This is a genomic window from Hoeflea prorocentri (assembly GCF_027944115.1).
GTDB lineage: Bacteria > Pseudomonadota > Alphaproteobacteria > Rhizobiales > Rhizobiaceae > Hoeflea_A > Hoeflea_A prorocentri.
Map to the genome: position 1 here is coordinate 1,997,966 of NZ_JAPJZI010000001.1, position 18,005 is coordinate 2,015,970.

The following is an 18,005-nucleotide window of genomic DNA, read 5'->3' on the forward strand; positions in this document are numbered from 1 at the left end:
GCTACAAATGAAGGGAACTTCGAGATCAACGGGACCATTTACAAAATGCGCGCATGCGGAACCGGGTACTACTGCTCCTATGACGAAGTAGGAGGGGTAAAAACCCCTACAAAATCAATGTTCCTCAATTTCGGCATCATTCCTCCTGAAATTTACTATCAGGACCCTGCGCGCGGTGAGGTTGTTCTGTTCGGAAGTTGCACGGAGGAAGTAATAGAGCAGTGATGTCAAGGGCATGGCATATTTCCGATCGGTTCGTGCGGATGAAGTTATTGACCTTGTTTCTGGTTGTCGCAGCTCAAACCGCACAGGCAGCGGATCTTTGCGACGGAAATACCTATCGCTGCTGGCAGTGGGACAACTGCTCAATCAACGGAGAGGTAGAACCTTGTGCTTATGGAAGTTCCGGCGCAGCGAACGGAACGCTGCGTTTTGCGCACGAGGATTTTCAGATTGAATGGCTGGACGCGCAAACTGCAAATGTTCGCTTTGGCAAAAACGGTGAGTTGCAATCGAAGGCAGATGTCACCAGCGACGCAAATGGCGCGTTGATGGTTCTTCAGGATGGAACAAAACTGTTTTATCCTGCGGACTGAACAAGAGACATTTGGATGAATCAACGGTCTTTTATGTCCTGCAGTCGGTGTTTGTTCCTATTTCTATTCTTTTCATTGCGACTGGTGAATGCCGGTAAAGCCTGTCAAACTGACGTCTTCGTTCACGAGGTTTGGGGCGAGGAACAGACAGTCGAGATTTCCGGCGAGACCTGGACGATAAGGCACCGGGACGGTGATACGATTGAGTACTATTCTGCAAGTATCGGCACCGGCATCCCCTACCGCGCGCTCATGCCAATCAGTGGAAATGGTCCTGCATACCCCCACCGCATGATCGGCGATTTGCTGTTGATCAACATGGAAGTTTACCGGCCGAAGTGCTTTGACGAATAGGATCGGCGCCTAGAAGCCGGCCTGGGAAATTATGAACTTCTTATGCTGACTAAATTGCCTTGCGGGGTCGTTGAATCATCCTCAACGTTTTGCTGAGCAACAACCACAGCGGGAATAACCTTGTGATTGTTTCCGGTTGTACTTAAGTTTCAGCGCATGATCTTTTCTCGCCCTCTCCTTGTGACGCTGAGCCTTGCCATCACGGCGGGGGTTTCATCCGCCAGTGATTGGATGCGATACGAAAACTCCCGGTTTGGGACCATCGCGGACGTGCCATTGTATGGTTTTTCCCCCCTGCCTCCGCCTTCGAATGGAGACGGCCAAAGATGGCTTTCGATGGACGGGAAAAGTGAAATTGGCGTCTATGGTTCTTATGTGAGTTCAATTGGCACCTGGGATGAATACAAGGCCTTTCGCCTCAACGCGCTTGAAAGCGATGGCGCGGATGTCACGTATTCTGCCAAAGGCCCAGACTGGTTTATTTATTCCGGTGTTGCCGATCACGAGATCTTCTACATAAAGGTCCTGATAAGCACAGATTGTGGCATTGAGATCGCCAACAACCTGTACGCCACTTATCCCGAAGATCAAAAGGCCGCGTTTGACCCGATCATCGCCCGCATGTCCAAGTCATTGGCTCCTGGGCATTGTAGCGACTAGCATCGAAACGATGAGTCGATTGCGTCCTATGGAAATCCAGTACCCGCCCATCCCACGGTCCGATACCCGTGCGCCCTGGCATTAGAGATTTGCCGTCCGTCGGATGGTACTATCCCAGCCATGATCAATTTCACTCGTCAAACAAATACAAACAGCGGCTATGTCTGTGTGCTTCGATTGGCAGACATCGGGCGACTGCCTTCGACGTATAACTGCACTGGCCGAACCCCTCCGGAGTGCCGCTTGATTGATAATTTGTAGAGATCTGCGGGCCGCTTACGCTGAGAACATCGGTAAGTGGGAGATGCAGTGCATTGCCGGAATGGTCATAAATCAGAGCGATGATTTCCTGGGCATCCCGACGGCAAATCTCCTTCCCCAAAAGGCCCTCCATAAATTTCAGCTGGCTGAGATCTATGACATCGTATCCGCCCGAGGAGATTGATGTGAGGCAGACCTCCCGCCACTCCTCGCCAAGTTCCGTGAAGTCGATCGTGCCTGCCGCCTTGTCCCAGTGTATTTTGTCTTTAACCAAATGAGACAAGTCCTCTTCGAAAAGATTTCCCAACCTGCAAAAGATATCAGCATGTGCCGATGGCGAGGGCATCAGCAGATGCACAAGAAGGACACCCGCAACAAGTTTGCGAATAGGCATTGGTTTTGATCCTCATCAGGCCAAGTAATAAATTTTGCTCATATCGCTCCGCAGGAAAGACAGAACTGAGCTTCGGTTCTTCGAAAAGGTCATGATCACCAGCGAGCGATAGATCATGTCGATGGACGCGTCGATCTTCTCTAGGCAGTCTTCGGCATACCCGACAACATCGAGAATTTCCTTGGTAAGTTGGTCCGGACCTGATTTTTCCTGCTCCAGAAAATGCTTGAACGAGGAAACCTCAATCCAGGTTTTTCCGAGTTCTCGGTAAGGCGCCGGAGCACTGCTCTCCAGGACTTGTTCAGCCAAAATGTCATCTTGAACGGAATAAACGCCGGCCACGCAATTGAAATCCGAGTAGAAGGCTTTGGTCGCATAGACGTTAACATCGGGCAATGCCGAGCGCACACGCTCGAGCACGTGCCATCGGGTGACGGTAAAGCAGCCGGAAAAGAATAGAATACCGGCGAACAGGAACACACGCATCACAAAAACTCGCCGCATCTCGATTGGCCTCTGTTTATCGAATCGGGCTATGTTCTACTCCAGATTGTGTTCTATTTTTGTTCCTGCAGTGCTCCATTCACGCAATGGCGCGGGCCTCGTGTCATGCAGACGCAGTAAAGTGATGTTAGCTGTGTTGTTGCTGTTTATAGGGGATAGGCGGACAAACCGCGATCCCATTAAAGGGCTGTAGGAGGCTCGTGCTGCACCGACCCCGACAATGCCCTGAAAACATGGCATAAAATCCGGCAATATCCTACGGAGTTTACGAGCTTTCAATCTCCGAATTCAACTTCATGAGACCGCTACTTACCAGCAACTACGATCCAGCACGGCTGTATAACCACCGTCTTCCAATTATGCGATCAGCCTCCTATCGACCCCAGACTGTAAGTGCTACGGAACATTGCGATTTGTGCATGCGGAATTTCAGAGCGCCAAACACGTGCTCCAACTAAAACCGCAAGAATGCGGATGCGGCGGCTGTGATTTCCGCATAGCCTTCCGTGCCAAATCGCCCCTCAAGCGATGTGTTGACTGACCAGTTGCCGATGCTCGGAGTGTGATTGAAGCCGATACCGGCAAAACCTATCGCCGACGCCTTGGCGAAGGTTGCTGGAAAACTCAGCGGCGTCCCTGCCAGTTGCACGCCGACGGCATCGCCACCAAGAAGAAAATTGCCGTCGACCCCTGCCCACGTTTCAACGGTGAGATGTCCTTTGTTCGTCTGCTGCTGGTACGCCAGATATCTGGCCTGCAACCGAACAGCCGCGATGTGAATGTCGCGGCTGGACACCGTCAGGTTGGTGGACGATCCGGTTTCATTGTAGCCGTCGATAAAGAGGCCGGCATAGTATCCGCCGATGCTCACCTCCGTGCGCTCGGTGAGTGTATGTGCGAGCGTCACCGAGGGTGAGATGACATAGCCGCTGTAGTCGGCAACGGCCGTCTCCAAGCCACCGGCGATGGTATTATTGGCGATGATACGGTCCGAATTGAATCTCGTATAGCCTCCGAGGACCGACCCGGTGATCCGGAAGGTCTCTCCAAACGGATGGGCGAAATAGAGCCCGCCAAGAAAGGATGCGGCATCGATTTCCTGGCTGCCGGCGTCCGTCTTAAGCTGTGAATAGGAACTCCCGAGGAAGGCACCAATCGACCGCTCCCCATCGTCAATGCCGCCGCCGGTGGTGATGCCCCCATAGGCCTGATTGCCGCCGGTGACTGCACCTAAACCATTTTGTGTCTGATAGCCGCCAAAGGCGGCGACCCAGCCGCTCCGGTTTTCTGCAGCCTGATCAGATCCCGCATTGTCGAAGCCAAAAACTGCAGAACCCGTGGAGCTGTCACTGGCAGAACCCGAACGCACGGTTTCATGTACTGCGCCCGCCATCGTTTGAATGAAAGACTGTGAAAGTGCAAAGCCGGTCGGGTCCACGCTGTAGATCATCATATCGCCGCTGTCGTGTATGACAGGCATTGATGTGTTCAGATTCGAGAAAGCGCCCTGGTAGCGAAGGACCAGGTTGTGACCCGGATCAAGCGTGAGCGTTTCGCTGATACCGAAAAAGGCGATGTCACCGACAAGCACCGAACCCGGCTGCAGGATGAGCTCGCTCTCCATCCCGACGAGATTGATGGCGCCATCGCCGTTGCCTGCCAGGATGGTTCCGGCATTGATAATCTTGGAACTATCTCCCTGGGAACCGATGCCCCATCCGCCCGGTTTTATGACGCCGTAATTGCTGATGACGGCGTTGTCGCCGACGTAGAAGATGCCGTCATCCTGGGAAAGGAGCGTCCCGTAATTGGCGACAACGGACGATGCGCCGCCGGACCGGATCGCGTGAATACCCACCACAACGCCCTGGGAGTCTCCGTTCACGGTGCCATAGTTGATGACCATCGCATTTTCGCCATCCGAGCGTATGCCATGGTTCAGCGCATCGATCCTTCCCGTGTTGATGATTTTTGCGTCGCCCTTCTTTGAACGTATGCCGTAATTCACGGCCGTGATTGCACCCGTATTCTCTATGTGCGCCGCATCCCCATCCGAATAAATGCCGATGCCTATGTCGTCATTGATGAGCGGCGAAATCTCCGTGGTGATTGTGCCGGTGTTGCTGATAACCACATTCTGTGCGGTGCTGGAGATCCCGTTTTCTATGACCGTGATCTTTCCCTGGTTCTTAACAGTCTGATTGTCTCCGCTGGCATCGACGCCGTCGCCACTGCTGCCGGACGTATCGATCGCGCCGCCGTCTTCGACGGTCAGGGTGTCTTCCGGATTCGCGATTGTCTGCGTCGTAAAGACGGTGGTTCCAGACGGTATCACCACGTCCTGGGCCTTTGCGATCGGTAGGCCGGCAATGCCGGTTTGCATCAAAAACGCGGCGACAACGGAACGTACCGTTCTTCCTTTACGCAACAACACGTCTGCTCCTTTGACCGTGGATCTTTCAGCGCGGTCCGGACGCTGGTTCGACAATAGTTATAGCGAAGCGGATCTACTTGAAAATCACAATGCGCTGGAACACGTAACCGCCTGCCCTTCCCCGGCCTGCTGGCCCATCGAAGCGACACGAGATAATGTGCCTTTACCCCAGCTTAAACGGCCTGACATATGGTAAGAGGATTGACATCCAAAACGGGTCCGGAGGGCGCGTGTGAGAAGGTTCTTCCGCTTCATCATAACACTGCTGGGCATTCTCGTTCTTGCCCTGTTGGCCTATGGCGTGACGGGATATGTCTACAGCCGCCATGTGGCCGAATACGAGGATACGCTCCAGGCCTGGCCGGAGCGGGCCGATTTTGAGGCGCCCGTACCGATCAAGACTGACGATCCGCGCAGGGTCCGGATTCTGGCAATTGAAGGCGGCGCACTCTTCGGTTTGGCCGATCTTGAAGTGCTCAAGGCGATCGAGGAAAAATCAGGAAAGCCGATCTACGAGTTGTTCGATTTCGTCGCCGGCTCTTCGACAGGCGCCATGATCTCCACGCTTCTTCTCTATCCCGAGGCCAAAAGCGGTCGGCCGATGAGCGCGGCGGAGGCGATCGATGCCTATAACCGTTTATCCGGACGGATTCTCGATGGTCCGCTATACCACAAGATCCTGACCGGTTTCGGCGTCTTTGGACCGGCGCTGACCAATGACGGGCGGATTGCCATTGCAAGAGATATGACGGGCGAGGCGCGTTTTCGCGATCTGCTGCGTCCCGTCATGTTTCCTGCCTATTCCCAAAAGACGAGCGGCCTGAAGGTCTTCCGCAACTGGGACGAGACTGAGGCCAATCTCTTCCTGTGGTCGCTGATCACCGCCGTTACCAGTGTACCGAGCGTCTTCCCCGCCGTGTTTCTGGCCGGCGATGGCCCCAAACCCTATTTCTACGGCGACCCGGCACTGATTTCCAATGAGCCGGCTGATCTTGCCTATCTCCATGCGCGTACGCATCTGCCCAAGGCCGAGGAGTTCGTCGTCGTTGCCCTCGGGACGGTCCGGGATTTCTCCATTTCAGAGGACACGGGTATCAGGGGCGGCCTACTGCAGTGGTTCAGGCCTGCCTTTTCGCTTCTTTACCGCGGCGAGACGAACATAAGCCGGGGCGCGCTCGAACGTCATGCGGCTTTCGAATCCGAGGTCGATATATCGCTGACAGTCCTCTCGCCAGTCGTGCCCGCCGGTACCAGCAGTTTTGATTTCTCGCCGGACAACAGGCAACGGATCCGTCAGGCCGGCCTTGATTTTGTCAATGGAAACCAAGCTCTGATTGATGACCTCATCAATATACTAACCGGAGAAACAGCAAAGCCCGGCAGAACCGGAAATTAATAATAGATATTTTGAGAGGAAAAGGAATTTCAACTTGGAAACCTTGTTGTATTTCTGCCCGCCTGTTAACTATTCAATTCAAAAGCTTCATTCTTCCCATGCATAAAAATTGACTCATAGAACAATAATTCGTAGTCGATTATTTAACAATTAGTGAACGTTGGGCGAGCGCCATGAAGAAGATCTGCGAGAAGCCCAGTGTCGGCAAGCAGGTCAGACTGGAACTGGCGGCAACTGGCCTGGAAAAACTGAACGTGGTTTCAGGTATCAAGGCCAACAAAAAGCCGGGCTGAGTTCGGGTGTCAGTCAGCAGAGTTGCGTAAGGGGAGCAATGACATGAAGAAAACATATGAAAAACCAGCCGTTGTAACACGGGAAAAGCTGGAGAAAATTTCCAGCCAGAAAGCTGTTATAGAGCGCCCGCTTGTGGTCTCCGGCGTTAAAGTATTCCGTGACGGAAGATAAAAACCCTCAGTTTGTTGGTGTGACTTATCCGAGCTGGGGACGTTAGGGGTACTAAGAAAACTCCTGAAAATCCTGTGACAGATGCGCGCGCCTGTCTTTTACAGCGGTCGCGCCATGAGAAGCGCCCGAACACAGTATCGGGCGTACAGGCCGGCGATCTTCTCAAGAGGGATCTCTGGGAAAACTGTCCATCAATATCTGGGGTGAAATTGGCGCGGCAGGACAAACCGGTACGCGTGGATGAATGCCTTTGACAATAGGCGGGAGCCAATATGAAAAAGTCTTACACAAAACCCGAAGTGACCAAACGAGCCAGTCTTGAGATGATTTCGGCGGCATCTCCTGCGATGTTGCCCAGACCTTATCCTATGGTCGTTTCCGGCGTGCCATACAAAAGAGATTTGCCCTGAAGGTTGATCGGACGCATTACGCTGGAAGCAATAAGACAAGGTCGCCTTTCGGGCGGCCTTTTTTTATGTCGGTCATCGGCGGCTTGATCGGGATATGCTGGCACACCCTCAGCAGCCATTCACAGCTATCCCATCCAATTCACTATAAAATGACAGGCCTACCTCGATAGGCATCTGCAAAAGCCTCTTGGTAGGCGGCATCGGTCAACGACGCCCGAACCAGCAATCAGGCAAAGCCCAGTCCTCGTTTGACGGGAAACAGGATCGGTCCAATGAATGGGGTAAGGAGCGGACCGGGCTACTGCGCGCGATCCGGTCTTTTCTCAGGAAAGTGAATTCCAGCAGTGGGGGAACAGTGAAACCGCGATATTCAACAAAGGGGATCGTGTTGTTCGGATGAATATGGACAACGGAAAAATACCTGAGGAGCTTGTCAAATACTGCTTTGACGTAGCGGAATCCTGTTTCTTTCAGCAGCATCTGGACGTCGTGAAATTCAATCGCCAGGATACGGAACCGAGCGAGCAGATCTTCCGGCATGTCGAGAATAACATCATATTCCGCGCCCTCTATGTCCATCTGCAGCAACAAATCATCGGTTTCTTTCAACCCTTGTTGCGCCACCCAGTCATTCATCCTGAACGTAGACTTATCGTTCTTTGTTCCGACAAACCTCTTCTCGAAATTGAACATGGGATTGCCTTCCGGCGGGCCATTCACAGAGAAATCGGCCATGAATGATGGGATGCCCCGATCGGCCATGTCCGCTTCAAAATCGGCTATTCCACCAACTCCCGGTGAAAAACACGCGGCAATGCCGGCAAGATCATTTGGCACGAGATAACCGCCATCACCGTCCGCGCCGACACGGATCAGGTCATGCTGGGTGGTAACGGGTTGGACCGCTTCGAGAAAATCATTCAATCGCTCCTTTCCCGTCCAGCGCTCAACCAGAAAGCCCTTCCTGCGTCCATACCACCCGATTACTCTGGTTGATCCCACGTCACAGTTTCCCACATTAAAAAAAGGTTGAGCCGACGTTCCGGCAAGATATGTGCAAGCATCTCAAAGTAGTTGTTTGAAGGCAATACTGCCAGCAATAAGTGTTCTTAACGGAAGCGATGATTCCGGCGGTTTTGTTTCGTTCGCTGCCAAACGGGCTAACAGTGCCATCAAGCCTGGCATCCATTGCAGTCGCTTGGCGTAGTCCTCACCGGCCCGTCTCAATTGCGATCACAATGCGGCGTGCGAGGCCAATGCAGTCCTTGGGCTCGTGGAAAATCAGTATTTAAAGAAACATTCAGGGCTACGGATCGACACACCTGTGCATCATACCGAGGTCTACCGATCGATTGTGAGTTGTTTTGGTCCCGTATCAAGGTGGGTGGTCGGGTAATCCATTCTGGGCATGCGAAGCCATTTGCGCAGGTTGTCTGCGTTATTAAGGTGCTGTTGGCCGCCGTCACCTCTCGGGTTGTAAGCGAAATCGCCCGGCGAGCGATTCGGCGCATTGAGCCTCTTGTCGATATTGCGCTCAATCTGTTCCTTGCCGATCTTGAAATATGTGACAAGAAGCGCATCCTTCTGGTCCGGCGAAAGTTTATCCCAAGCATGACGGGACTTTTGTTTGAGCAGTTTCTGACCTTCCGCAAGGAAGAGACCAGCAATGGCGTAGCTTGCCTTCGGATTTTCGAAGTTCAGTAGATCGTTGACCAAGCTGTCATAGTCATTTCTATATTTGAGCAGACCGAGGGGGTCCTTCTTCGTTTTCTTGTGGCGCTCCACGTAATCCTGAACCATCGAGATGGCCGCATCCACGCGTATGTTTCCCGGACCGATATCGATTGTAAACGGGTTCACGATCTTTCGTAAGACCCCAGGTTTTCCAGAGCTCGGCTCGATCCGCTGCTTCGGAATCCGTGGATAGGGACCAAACGAACTCATGCGGGCCCAAACATCGGCACCAGCTTGGACACCCCACCCCCACTGTTTGCGCGTATCGTACTCATTTGCAACCGCACCAATAATGGCCGTCGGTGAAACACCCAGTTCCCGTGCGATCGGCATTGCGAGCTTGCCGGTCTTTTCGACAAATTTTCTGGTTGTCTCCATATACGGCGTTGTGGGCTGGGTCATAGCTTCTCCTTGGAAATTGCTCAAAAAAAACACGGTGTTGAAGCCAGTCCAGTCATCACCGATTTCACGGAGACGGTGGAACCGCAATCAACTGAGCTGGTTTGACGTCTTTGCGCCTGTTCATCGACAACGGCAGATAGAGATTCTCTGATGCTTCCGCTGTGCAGACCTAAAACGGCGTGTCCAGCCACAAGAGCGCAATCATGGTGGTGGCGACGGGGATGAAAGCCACCCACATGAGCGGGTGGTAGTGGCGGATCGCAGCGAACGAAAGGACCACCATCAGTCCGAAGGGTGGGAAAAACATGACCGGCAAGAGAATCAGACTGATCGGTGTCCAGTATTCACCAAAAAACGCGAGTGCAACCGAGGGCGTGACGCATGTCAAAACTGCAAGGACGATGAACGCCATCTTATGATTGCCCAGAACCCTGCGCCTCCAACTGCGGCTTGTAGACATCTGGGTCATGGAGCGAACACCGAGAAGTAGAGTGTCAATGGCGAATAGGTCACAAAAGGCGTGAAGGCCAACCACATCCTGCGGTCATATCTGAAAACCGAAATCAGGCAGAGTATGAAGAGCGGAATGGTCATCGGAAAAACGTACAAGATGCCCACCGCAAAGATGTTCATGGACTGAGATACCAAAGCGCTGAAGACCAGAGGAACAAACCATCCTGCAGTGGCCATGATCGTATAGGCGTTCTTTTCCCGTAACCGCGCCTCTGGCAGCACACGGGCATCACTAACGCTCATTGAAATCCCTCAACCCTCGGCTCAACAACCAAAAGGTCATTCTACCTCGAATTGTGTTCCTATTTTGTTCTTTCATCAATGCCCATTGCCTCGCCAGTCAGCCTCACAGCGACCTGCCCTCCTCCCGCGTGGCGAGCGTTTCGGCAACAGCGGCCCGGTAAAGCGCCGACAGATCGCCCTCCGCACCGAGACCAAGGCGGATGATGCGGGCGAGCACCCGCCGCATGGCGTTTGCCTCACGCAGTGCCTCTCCCGTTGCCTCCGCATCCTGCGAAAAGAAATAACCGGTATAGGCCGACAGGTCCGCAAGCACCGTCGACTGATCCTGCTGTGTCGCTCCCAGACCGAAAAAGACGCGATGATAGGCGCCCTGGAGTTCCGACATCGCCGTCGCGTCGCGCCGCCGAGCGCCCTCTTTCCCGGTCGATAAAGAATGCAATGGCTGGTTCATGGGATCTGCTCCATCTGGTCTTCCGCTTCACCTGCTCCCACGGCTCCTTGCAGCATCAAGGCAAATTTTTCAGGATCGAGAGCGCCGTCGGGGCCGGTTGCGCCGAGCGCCTTGCCGCCCTCCGCGGCAGCTTTAGCGGCCTCCCCGCCGGCCCGTATCATGTCCATCGAGCCGAGCATTTGCTGTAAATTGGTAGCCTTTGCTCGGTCCTGTTCGACTTCGGCGGCAGGCCGGAAAATAGACCGAGGCGCACCATGCACATCCTGGGCGATATCAAGCATCTCGTTCATGTCGAACCGTTCGAGCGCCTCCGGATGGCCCATTTGCGCCATCATGCCGGCGAGTTCCAGGACACGTTGCATGCCGACAATCTCGCCAGCGCGGCGCATCTTGTCGAGCGGCCCGGTGAAGGCAACGCCGATCTCGCGGCCCTCAAGGCTTTGCGGTGCGCCGAGCGCCGCGCCCGGCCGGAACACGCCCTTGCTTTCCAGAATGGCGAACTCGCGGTCGACCATGCGCGCCAACCCCTCCTGAAGAGACAGCCCGGACGGTCCCAGAAGATCGCCCTTTTCCTGCGCACGGATCGCGGCTTCCGTCGCGGTCATCTGCGGGTTCTGGATCAGGATCTGCCACAGATTGACATAGAGGCTTTCACGCAGCTGGTTCTGCTTGGCCTCAATGACGGCGCGGGCAAAGTCCGGCCGCTGCTGGGTGATGATCGGCCGGATCAGAAGCTCGCCAGTCTCGCTCAGCAGGCCAGGATTGGGCGCACCGGGGTTGAGGTTCGGCGCATTCGGCGCGTCGTCGCGCTGGGCGGTCGGCGGGTTCACCCATTGCTGCGTGGCGATATATTCCTGTTTCGACAGCATATTGACCGATTTGATCTCGGCCAGCGCCAGCGACACCGGACCTTCGCAATAGGGCCCCTGATGCTCGCGGTTCCAGTGGAAGACGATATAGGGGAAGCTGCGATAGCCGCCCTGCCCGATCAGGTGTTTCTCGTCCCGCTCGAAATAGTAGGACACGTAGCGCATGGTTGCGCGCTCGCCGTCCGGATGCGGCATGACGGCGTGGACGATGGTCACCGGCGTTTCCTGCCGTTTGGCGTCCTCCGCGGCGCGCCTGACTTTCTCTGAGCACTTCTCGCCCCAGCGCTCCACACACTGGCGCGCGGTGCGGCGGAAGACACGGAAATTGGTGTCCACTACCCCTTCGAAATTCGTCGCCAGATGGTTCTCCAGCAGCGGCACATGCCGATAGGAGATCGGTGATGAGAGCCCCTGCCCGAAGCGTTCCTCGACATACATCACGCTGGTGCCGAAAGCCGCCCTGCCCTTCACGGCTGCCTTGCTGGCGAGCGTGAAGCCGGAGACCGGGTTGTATCGCATGCGGAACGCATAGCGCGTCAGATCATCAAACCAGCGCTTTTCCTCGTCATCCGGATCCCCCGCAAAGGGATCACTGCTTTTGAGCGTGTGCCAGGTGGCGCTTGCCGGCATGACAAGCGAGATCTCGCCGGCGGCCAGACGGTCGATCGCCATCAGCGAGGTGTGGTCGTAAATGTTGGGCGCCTCAAGCGCGCCATAAGGCCGTGCGGCGGTGCCGCCGACAGCTTCCAGCATGTCATGATAGGCCATGCCCGGCGCGACGTAGCGCGCGACTTCGCGCCAGTGGCTTTCCCAGGGGCGGCGCGTGTTCTCGAGCTGCGAGAGCCGGTCGAGCAGTTTGTCGATCACCCCGTTCATGTGTTCGACTGCCCGAGCCGCGTCGCGCCGGAGACGACATGCGCGCCAAAGCCGCTGTCGCCGAGTGCGGATGTGAAGATATTAGCGCGCGCGCCGCGCGAGCGCCTGCGCCGCAGTCGGGCCTCGACACGCAAATTGGCGTCACGGTCGCGGGTTACGGGGCGCGGAACCACGGGTTCCGGCGTGTCGACCTTGGTGCGAAAGCACATGATGTTGCCTTTCCTGTCATGACAAAAGCCGATATCGCTCACGCGTGCAGCGTGTCGATTGCTTGCGTCGTGTGTGTTGTGTTCCAACCTAAAATTGCGGCATTTGCGCTGCGGCTGGCTGCTCTTATCATTAGGTGATTGCGCCGTTGCCAACCATGCCAATAGCCGGACTGTACAGGCGCCGCGCAGTCGGGAAGTGGGCTAGTGCCCTGTTTTTATGAAATAAATTATGGTCACGTCAGTCTGAAGCCGCAACATGCCTCAAAAACGGCTTGTTTTCGGCCCTGTACTGTCATGAAGTCTGTTGGCCCCTTCTACGTCTGGGACTTTACCGCGCATCATCCAGCGGAGTGTGTTTTCGGACATTCTCACTCCCCGCAGCTCACCAGGATTCGCTTCACCTGAGAGAAGAAGCTTCACCGCTGACGGTGATCTCGGTGGGGCGTTCTGATGCCTGTTACTATCTAAGCGTGCAGATTCAGCTGGGCGCGGACGACTGGTCTTAATTTGTTTCAGACGCCCGGTTTTTTCGAACAGCTTCTTTCCGTCGTATCCACGCCAAAAGGCGCTTCTTGCCAAACCAGCAATTCGCTCCTCTTCTTCTGGCTGAAGTGGTTCGTCCCGACTGTCGAGTATTTCCGCAATTTTATCGAGTTTGTTTTTCACCTCGAATTCCCGTTTCCAGCTCCGAAGCGCCGTATCCGTTGCGGTGTAATCAATTATCCCGCCAAGGCCATTCGAGGGCAGGCCGGGGTCAGTTAAGGCGCGCAGCCGGTCCAACCATTCCGAGCCTGTACTGAAGTCACCGTCGCGATGCTTTCTTGCAATCTGCCCATGCCTGTAGAGCGTTTGAAGAAGCTCGTCTGTTCGCTCTTGCAGGATTGTCTCACGTGTTTTCGGTCGTTGGCGATCACGTTGCCTTCTTGTCATCTATGCTTTCTCCTAGTTGAATTTGATGCGAAACGCCTTGAAGGAGCGATAAACACACTCGGGGATGGTTATACCGGCCTCCGCCCTGTACACTTGGGCCTCGATATAAGGAGCCCGTGACATGTCCGGCCTTATGTCCGGCAAATTGCTCCTTTCCAACCGGCTGAGAAAGTCCTCATATGTGGTTCGACTTTCGTTGTCGTAGCGGCAGTACTGCGAGATTATGATGTCGTAGGCCTTGAACTCCTCGTTGAACGGATCGTCTACTCTGGAGCCATTGTTGAGCAGGATCTCGCCAATTCGAAAATGATCCGCTTCGCTTGCAACGGGCAAACCCGGAAACACATCCTCGTCAAAGGAGGACAACAAGGATTTAATAATCGTAGAACTCTCTCCCGCGTTCACCGATGCGCCCCGTCTGAGCAACTCCTCAACGATTTCGACGCGGCCGAAATAGGCGGCCTCATCCAGTGCCGTGTCTCCGTGTGCAATGATCGCGTCAATTTCATAGCCGGCGTCCAGAATGCAGTTCACAGCCACGAGTTCCTTTTCACGAATCGCCTGCAGCATACTTTCCGGCGTCGATACCGTTGCATAGGGTGGGCAATCGGCTTTCGGACCGGCCATATGCTGTCTGAAGGGGCCAACACTGAGCGCCAATGCTGTGACCGCAATTAAGACCAAAACTACAATTGTGATTTTATTTGCAGTCGACATTCGTTTTCCCCGTAACTGAAACTTCGATCCATTTAGGTCCGGATATTCTACGCCGGCGAGCAATACTACCTTACATTGTGTTCTTATTTTGTTCCAGTCCATGCCCTATTGATTTCCTTGTTGCGTCCAGCGCGACAGCGCGTAATCCATCAAAACTCTCCTTATCGGGGATCGAATATCAAGTAATGAGTTGGATCTTCCGCGGCGCCCAAAATGCCTATCTCGAATTGCTGATTAAGATCGCGGCACTCCCATTCATATTCATCCATGACGCGTGCAGGAATGTTGCGGTCCGAGTATGCGTTGCACTGTCCGTCGCGAAACAGAGCGATAGCCGCTAGATTGAATTTGCCGCATCCATTATCCGTAAATTCCGAGCTTTTCGGGCCAAACAGACAAATACGTTCATAGCCGGCAAAGAGAGGATCGTTGTTTGTGATGGTTCCGCCATTACTGAGTATTTCGATATGTTCCTCAGCAAAAAGGGAAGGACGATCGTCGGCGACTTCGAAATAAAGCCAAACGGCAAATGCGGCAAAGAACGTTCCGAAAAACCCTAAAAACAGCCACAGTTCCAGATGCTTCATTTCAATTCCCCTTTGGGTGCGCGTATCGCGAAACATGGAGCGTCACTTCAATCATAGATTATGTTCTTATTTTGTTCTAATTTATGCCGAATTGGCTCTTTGTGCCGAGTCCGTCGTCTGCCATCGCGTAAAAATATCTTCGGGAACTGTTCTGCAAATCCAGGCATAGAGCCGGAAGCACTCACCATTGCGCCCCCAGTCCTCAAGCGCGCAGCACCGCTCCGCCCCGGCTGCCTCCAGCCAGCGATGGGCGCTGGTGTGTGTCTCGATCGTGCGCACCTCGATGCGCCTTATGCCCTGTTCCAGCCAACCAGGCACAACCTCGCTGAATACGAAACGCGTGACCGCCGGGATGCAACGCTCGAAGCCCGGCCTGCCGAAGGCCCAGCCATTGAGCACGCCGTCACTGATCTCGCTGAAGCCGAAAGCGCCGCGCGGCTGGCCCCTGTCGAAGGCCGCCCAGCTCCGCCCTCCTCCAATGCAGAAGGCGGCGATCTCCGCCGGCTTCGTGCCGGGCGGCAGCTGGCAGTAAATTTCCTCGCGGTCGCACGGCCGCATATTGGCGGCAATGTAGGACACATCTCGCAGTGTTGCGGGCACGATATCGACCATCACCAGCCCTCCAGCGGGTTGTAGGCGCTGCCTGCACCCTCCAGCTTCGCGGAGACCGCGTTCATCCGCTCATGATGGACGGCTTCGGCAAAGGTCAATGCAAGCGCGTCAGCGCAGTCCGGAGAGATCAGGCCGCGCTTTTTCATCTCTTCTTTCTTCTCGATCTGGATGCGGTTTTGTGCGTCGAAGCCGTAATTCGGGGCCTGCAGGTCGATCGCCAGTTCGTCGTCATCGGGAATGGAGCCGACATCGCGCAGCCAGTCGCGCATGCGCGCCCACATCTCCGCACGCTTGTTACGGTAGCGCGCGGCGTTCCCTGCCCGCGCTCCGCCATTGACGTCGATGACCCGCAAGCCGAGTTGGCGCAACCGGTCGACCACCCCGCCGCCAACGCCGACACCGTCGACAAAAAGCGCATGCGGCTTTTCCCGTGCCGCGATCTCGCTGACCCGGCCCGCGGTCTGCATCAGGTCAAGCGCCGACCAGCGCCATATACGGTTCAGCCGGTGCCCCTCGCGCAGCACCAGAACCGTCCGGTCATCGCCGAAGCGGGCGACATCCAGCCCCATGATGCGCGGCCCGCCGGAAGTCTCAGCGGAGCGCTCCTGCGCGGCGCGGATCGTCTCGCGCGTGATGAACTGCATGTCGGAGACGTTCTGATAGCCGCCGAGCCACACGTGGTCGTATTTTACCGGGTCCGTCAGCCGATCGCGTTCCATGTCGGCGCGGAGCACGGCGGGAAAGAACGGGTTGTCGGAGTAATTCGCCCGGATCACGATCGCCCCGCTGGGCTTTTCTTTACGCAGCAGCCGGTCGATCGGATCGGTCGGACGCTCCGGGTTCCAGGAAAACCAGAGTTCACTGTCCGGCATGCGGATCGTTGGAATCAGAAGATCGAGGCTCTTTTGCGAAACGGTCTGCGCCTCCTCCACCCAGGCGATATCGAAGCCTTCCAGCGATTTGATGCTCGCTGCATTGTGGTTCTTCAGCCCCCTGAAAGTGAACAGGCTGTCGTTCGGCCCACGGATCTGCGTGTCGGTGATGTCGAAATGGGATGTCAGCCCGTAGGCGGAAATCTTGTCTTCCAGAAGCTGTTTGACGGAATCCTTGATCGAATTCTGCACCTCGCGCAGACACACCGCACGCGTGCGTTGTCTGAGCGCACGCAGGCACAAAAGCCCGCCGAAGAAATGCGATTTGCCGCTGCCGCGTCCGCCCCACGCGCCCTTGAAGCGCGCCGGTGCGACCAGCGGCCGGAACACGTCCGGGAACTGGATATCCATAAGGTCTCTTACTGTCGTTTAGGTGCGGCGGTTTTCGCCGCTAATTTCCTGTTCGGCGGCAATGAAGCGTACCGAAAACTCAAGATTGACCGGCTCGCCCTTGCCGCCGGTCAGTTGCATGGGCAGCACTTTGCCGAGCAGGGTCAGAAAGGCGCTCGGATGGGTCTCGGCCTGTTTCTTCAGATAGGCGACCATATCGCCACCGCCCGCCTCGACCGCCGCCTGGATGATCGCGTCGCGGATGATAGGGGATTCGGCTGAAGCCGGTTGCTCCCCAGGCCTCTTAGCAATGTTTATAGGTCTCCTTGACGCGAGTCCGCTCTTAGCAAGTTTTGATCTTGTCATGCTCCGACTGCAAAGAAGCGGATGAGAACCAGGGGCGCCGCATCTTGCCTTTCAACTAATTCTGCCAATTTACGTCACCTTTCTCGTAGGCCCGAGGCGGGCAATAGATTTCGATCGGTGTGTAGGCATCGATCGCGTCGGAATAGTTGTTTCTAGAATAGATGCCGGGGTGATCGCGCTCGAGGGCGCGAATTTGCCTTATGGCGGGCTCGTGTCCAAGCTCGGCCGAAAGATACAAATAAGGTGCGGCATCCCTCAGCGGCCGTTCATTGTCGAACATAGCCAGTGCGTTGGGATAGCGGTCTGTCGTCAGCAAACGGTAGCCCTTGAAAAACAACGCAATCCTGCTGCCTTCCAGCGCTGCGATCGAAATCCACTCGCCCTCGTAAAGGCCCCTCAGCAGACCGTAGGCTGGCATCATATTGCCGCGTTCGGCCGCCCTTTCAGCATTGAGGATTGCGGCACAACGGTCAAAACCACCGCTTAACTGGCCGGATGCGATGATGAAGGCCCGGAGCGTATAGAGTTCCGTGTAAGGTGTATCGCCGAGCGTCTCCAGAAGGTCCCATGCCGTCTTAGCCTGATTATCAATCCAGAACAGGTCACTGGCCCTTGCGACGGTCTCGACGATTTCCGGTGAAATGTCTTCCGACTTGGCCGCAGCACCGGAAAGTGTCAGCGATGCGGCAATCATGCACATCTTCACGAACCGCTTCATACCGCTCTCCTCCGGCCGAGAACGGCATGTTGTCTTTGATCA

Annotated in this window: 22 protein-coding genes; 5 read left to right on the forward strand and 17 right to left on the reverse strand. The window is 55.3% G+C overall.

Going from position 1 to position 18,005, the window contains the following annotated elements:
* Nucleotides 1-272 precede the first annotated feature (272 nt).
* The 3 genes from OQ273_RS09370 (at nt 273) to OQ273_RS09380 (ending at nt 1,610) form a co-directional block, all read left to right on the forward strand.
* On the forward strand, nt 273-596 hold the full coding sequence (locus OQ273_RS09370; protein ID WP_267990180.1) for a hypothetical protein: 324 nt from the start codon (nt 273-275) through the stop codon (nt 594-596).
* 51 nt (nt 597-647) lie between these two features.
* The gene (locus tag OQ273_RS09375) at nt 648-950 is read left to right on the forward strand and encodes a hypothetical protein (protein WP_267990181.1); all 303 of its coding nucleotides are present in this window, start codon (nt 648-650) and stop codon (nt 948-950) included.
* A 126-nt stretch (nt 951-1,076) separates the two neighbouring features.
* A complete protein-coding gene (locus tag OQ273_RS09380) occupies nt 1,077-1,610 on the forward strand; it encodes a hypothetical protein (RefSeq protein WP_267990182.1) in 534 nt (177 codons plus the stop codon).
* A 130-nt stretch (nt 1,611-1,740) separates the two neighbouring features.
* Here the strand turns inward: OQ273_RS09380 and OQ273_RS09385 are convergent, their stop codons facing one another.
* The 3 genes from OQ273_RS09385 to OQ273_RS09395 form a co-directional block, all read right to left on the reverse strand.
* Nucleotides 1,741-2,265, reverse strand: coding sequence for a hypothetical protein (locus tag OQ273_RS09385; protein WP_267990183.1), 525 nt, complete (start codon nt 2,263-2,265; stop codon nt 1,741-1,743).
* Between the two features lie 15 nt (nt 2,266-2,280).
* Nucleotides 2,281-2,751, reverse strand: coding sequence for a hypothetical protein (locus tag OQ273_RS09390; protein ID WP_267990184.1), 471 nt, complete (start codon nt 2,749-2,751; stop codon nt 2,281-2,283).
* A gap of 472 nt (nt 2,752-3,223) precedes the next feature.
* Nucleotides 3,224-5,197: an autotransporter outer membrane beta-barrel domain-containing protein gene (locus OQ273_RS09395; RefSeq protein ID WP_267990185.1), complete on the reverse strand. Its 1,974-nt coding sequence runs from the start codon at nt 5,195-5,197 to the stop codon at nt 3,224-3,226.
* A gap of 238 nt (nt 5,198-5,435) precedes the next feature.
* Here OQ273_RS09395 and OQ273_RS09400 point away from each other — a divergent pair, with 238 nt between their 5' ends.
* Both OQ273_RS09400 and OQ273_RS09405 read left to right on the forward strand, forming a co-directional pair.
* A complete protein-coding gene (locus tag OQ273_RS09400) occupies nt 5,436-6,599 on the forward strand; it encodes a patatin-like phospholipase family protein (protein ID WP_267990186.1) in 1,164 nt (387 codons plus the stop codon).
* Between the two features lie 336 nt (nt 6,600-6,935).
* Entirely contained in the window at nt 6,936-7,064 is a 129-nt protein-coding gene (locus OQ273_RS09405; RefSeq protein ID WP_267990187.1) for a hypothetical protein, read from the forward strand.
* A 614-nt stretch (nt 7,065-7,678) separates the two neighbouring features.
* Here the strand turns inward: OQ273_RS09405 and OQ273_RS09410 are convergent.
* From OQ273_RS09410 to OQ273_RS09475, 14 genes are all read right to left on the reverse strand, one after another.
* Nucleotides 7,679-8,398, reverse strand: a complete 720-nt coding sequence (locus OQ273_RS09410; RefSeq protein WP_267990188.1) for an FkbM family methyltransferase — start codon at nt 8,396-8,398, stop codon at nt 7,679-7,681.
* Between the two features lie 417 nt (nt 8,399-8,815).
* Entirely contained in the window at nt 8,816-9,610 is a 795-nt protein-coding gene (locus tag OQ273_RS09415; RefSeq protein WP_267990189.1) for a hypothetical protein, read from the reverse strand.
* A 169-nt stretch (nt 9,611-9,779) separates the two neighbouring features.
* On the reverse strand, nt 9,780-10,079 hold the full coding sequence (locus tag OQ273_RS09420) for a hypothetical protein (protein WP_267990190.1): 300 nt from the start codon (nt 10,077-10,079) through the stop codon (nt 9,780-9,782).
* Nucleotides 10,076-10,366: a hypothetical protein gene (locus OQ273_RS09425; protein WP_267990191.1), complete on the reverse strand. Its 291-nt coding sequence runs from the start codon at nt 10,364-10,366 to the stop codon at nt 10,076-10,078. The genes OQ273_RS09420 and OQ273_RS09425 overlap by 4 nt, the downstream gene beginning before the upstream one ends.
* Nucleotides 10,367-10,469: 103 nt before the next feature.
* Nucleotides 10,470-10,817 (reverse strand): hypothetical protein, encoded by a 348-nt coding sequence (locus tag OQ273_RS09430; RefSeq protein WP_267990192.1) that lies wholly within the window; start codon nt 10,815-10,817, stop codon nt 10,470-10,472.
* On the reverse strand, nt 10,814-12,562 hold the full coding sequence (locus tag OQ273_RS09435; protein ID WP_267990193.1) for a portal protein: 1,749 nt from the start codon (nt 12,560-12,562) through the stop codon (nt 10,814-10,816). The genes OQ273_RS09430 and OQ273_RS09435 overlap by 4 nt, the downstream gene beginning before the upstream one ends.
* Entirely contained in the window at nt 12,559-12,771 is a 213-nt protein-coding gene (locus tag OQ273_RS09440) for a hypothetical protein (RefSeq protein ID WP_267990194.1), read from the reverse strand. Before OQ273_RS09440 ends, OQ273_RS09435 begins: the two co-directional genes overlap by 4 nt.
* 261 nt (nt 12,772-13,032) lie before the next feature.
* The gene (locus tag OQ273_RS09445) at nt 13,033-13,701 is read right to left on the reverse strand and encodes a hypothetical protein (RefSeq protein ID WP_267990195.1); all 669 of its coding nucleotides are present in this window, start codon (nt 13,699-13,701) and stop codon (nt 13,033-13,035) included.
* Between the two features lie 12 nt (nt 13,702-13,713).
* Complete coding sequence (locus tag OQ273_RS09450) at nt 13,714-14,520, reverse strand: ankyrin repeat domain-containing protein (RefSeq protein ID WP_267990196.1); 807 nt, start codon at nt 14,518-14,520, stop codon at nt 13,714-13,716.
* Between the two features lie 59 nt (nt 14,521-14,579).
* Nucleotides 14,580-15,005: a hypothetical protein gene (locus OQ273_RS09455; protein ID WP_267990197.1), complete on the reverse strand. Its 426-nt coding sequence runs from the start codon at nt 15,003-15,005 to the stop codon at nt 14,580-14,582.
* A gap of 81 nt (nt 15,006-15,086) precedes the next feature.
* Nucleotides 15,087-15,617 (reverse strand): hypothetical protein, encoded by a 531-nt coding sequence (locus OQ273_RS09460; RefSeq protein WP_267990198.1) that lies wholly within the window; start codon nt 15,615-15,617, stop codon nt 15,087-15,089.
* On the reverse strand, nt 15,617-16,900 hold the full coding sequence (locus tag OQ273_RS09465) for a PBSX family phage terminase large subunit (RefSeq protein ID WP_267990199.1): 1,284 nt from the start codon (nt 16,898-16,900) through the stop codon (nt 15,617-15,619). Before OQ273_RS09465 ends, OQ273_RS09460 begins: the two co-directional genes overlap by 1 nt.
* A gap of 18 nt (nt 16,901-16,918) precedes the next feature.
* The gene (locus OQ273_RS09470) at nt 16,919-17,245 is read right to left on the reverse strand and encodes a hypothetical protein (RefSeq protein ID WP_267990200.1); all 327 of its coding nucleotides are present in this window, start codon (nt 17,243-17,245) and stop codon (nt 16,919-16,921) included.
* 55 nt (nt 17,246-17,300) lie between these two features.
* Complete coding sequence (locus tag OQ273_RS09475) at nt 17,301-17,963, reverse strand: hypothetical protein (protein WP_267990201.1); 663 nt, start codon at nt 17,961-17,963, stop codon at nt 17,301-17,303.
* Nucleotides 17,964-18,005 lie beyond the last annotated feature (42 nt).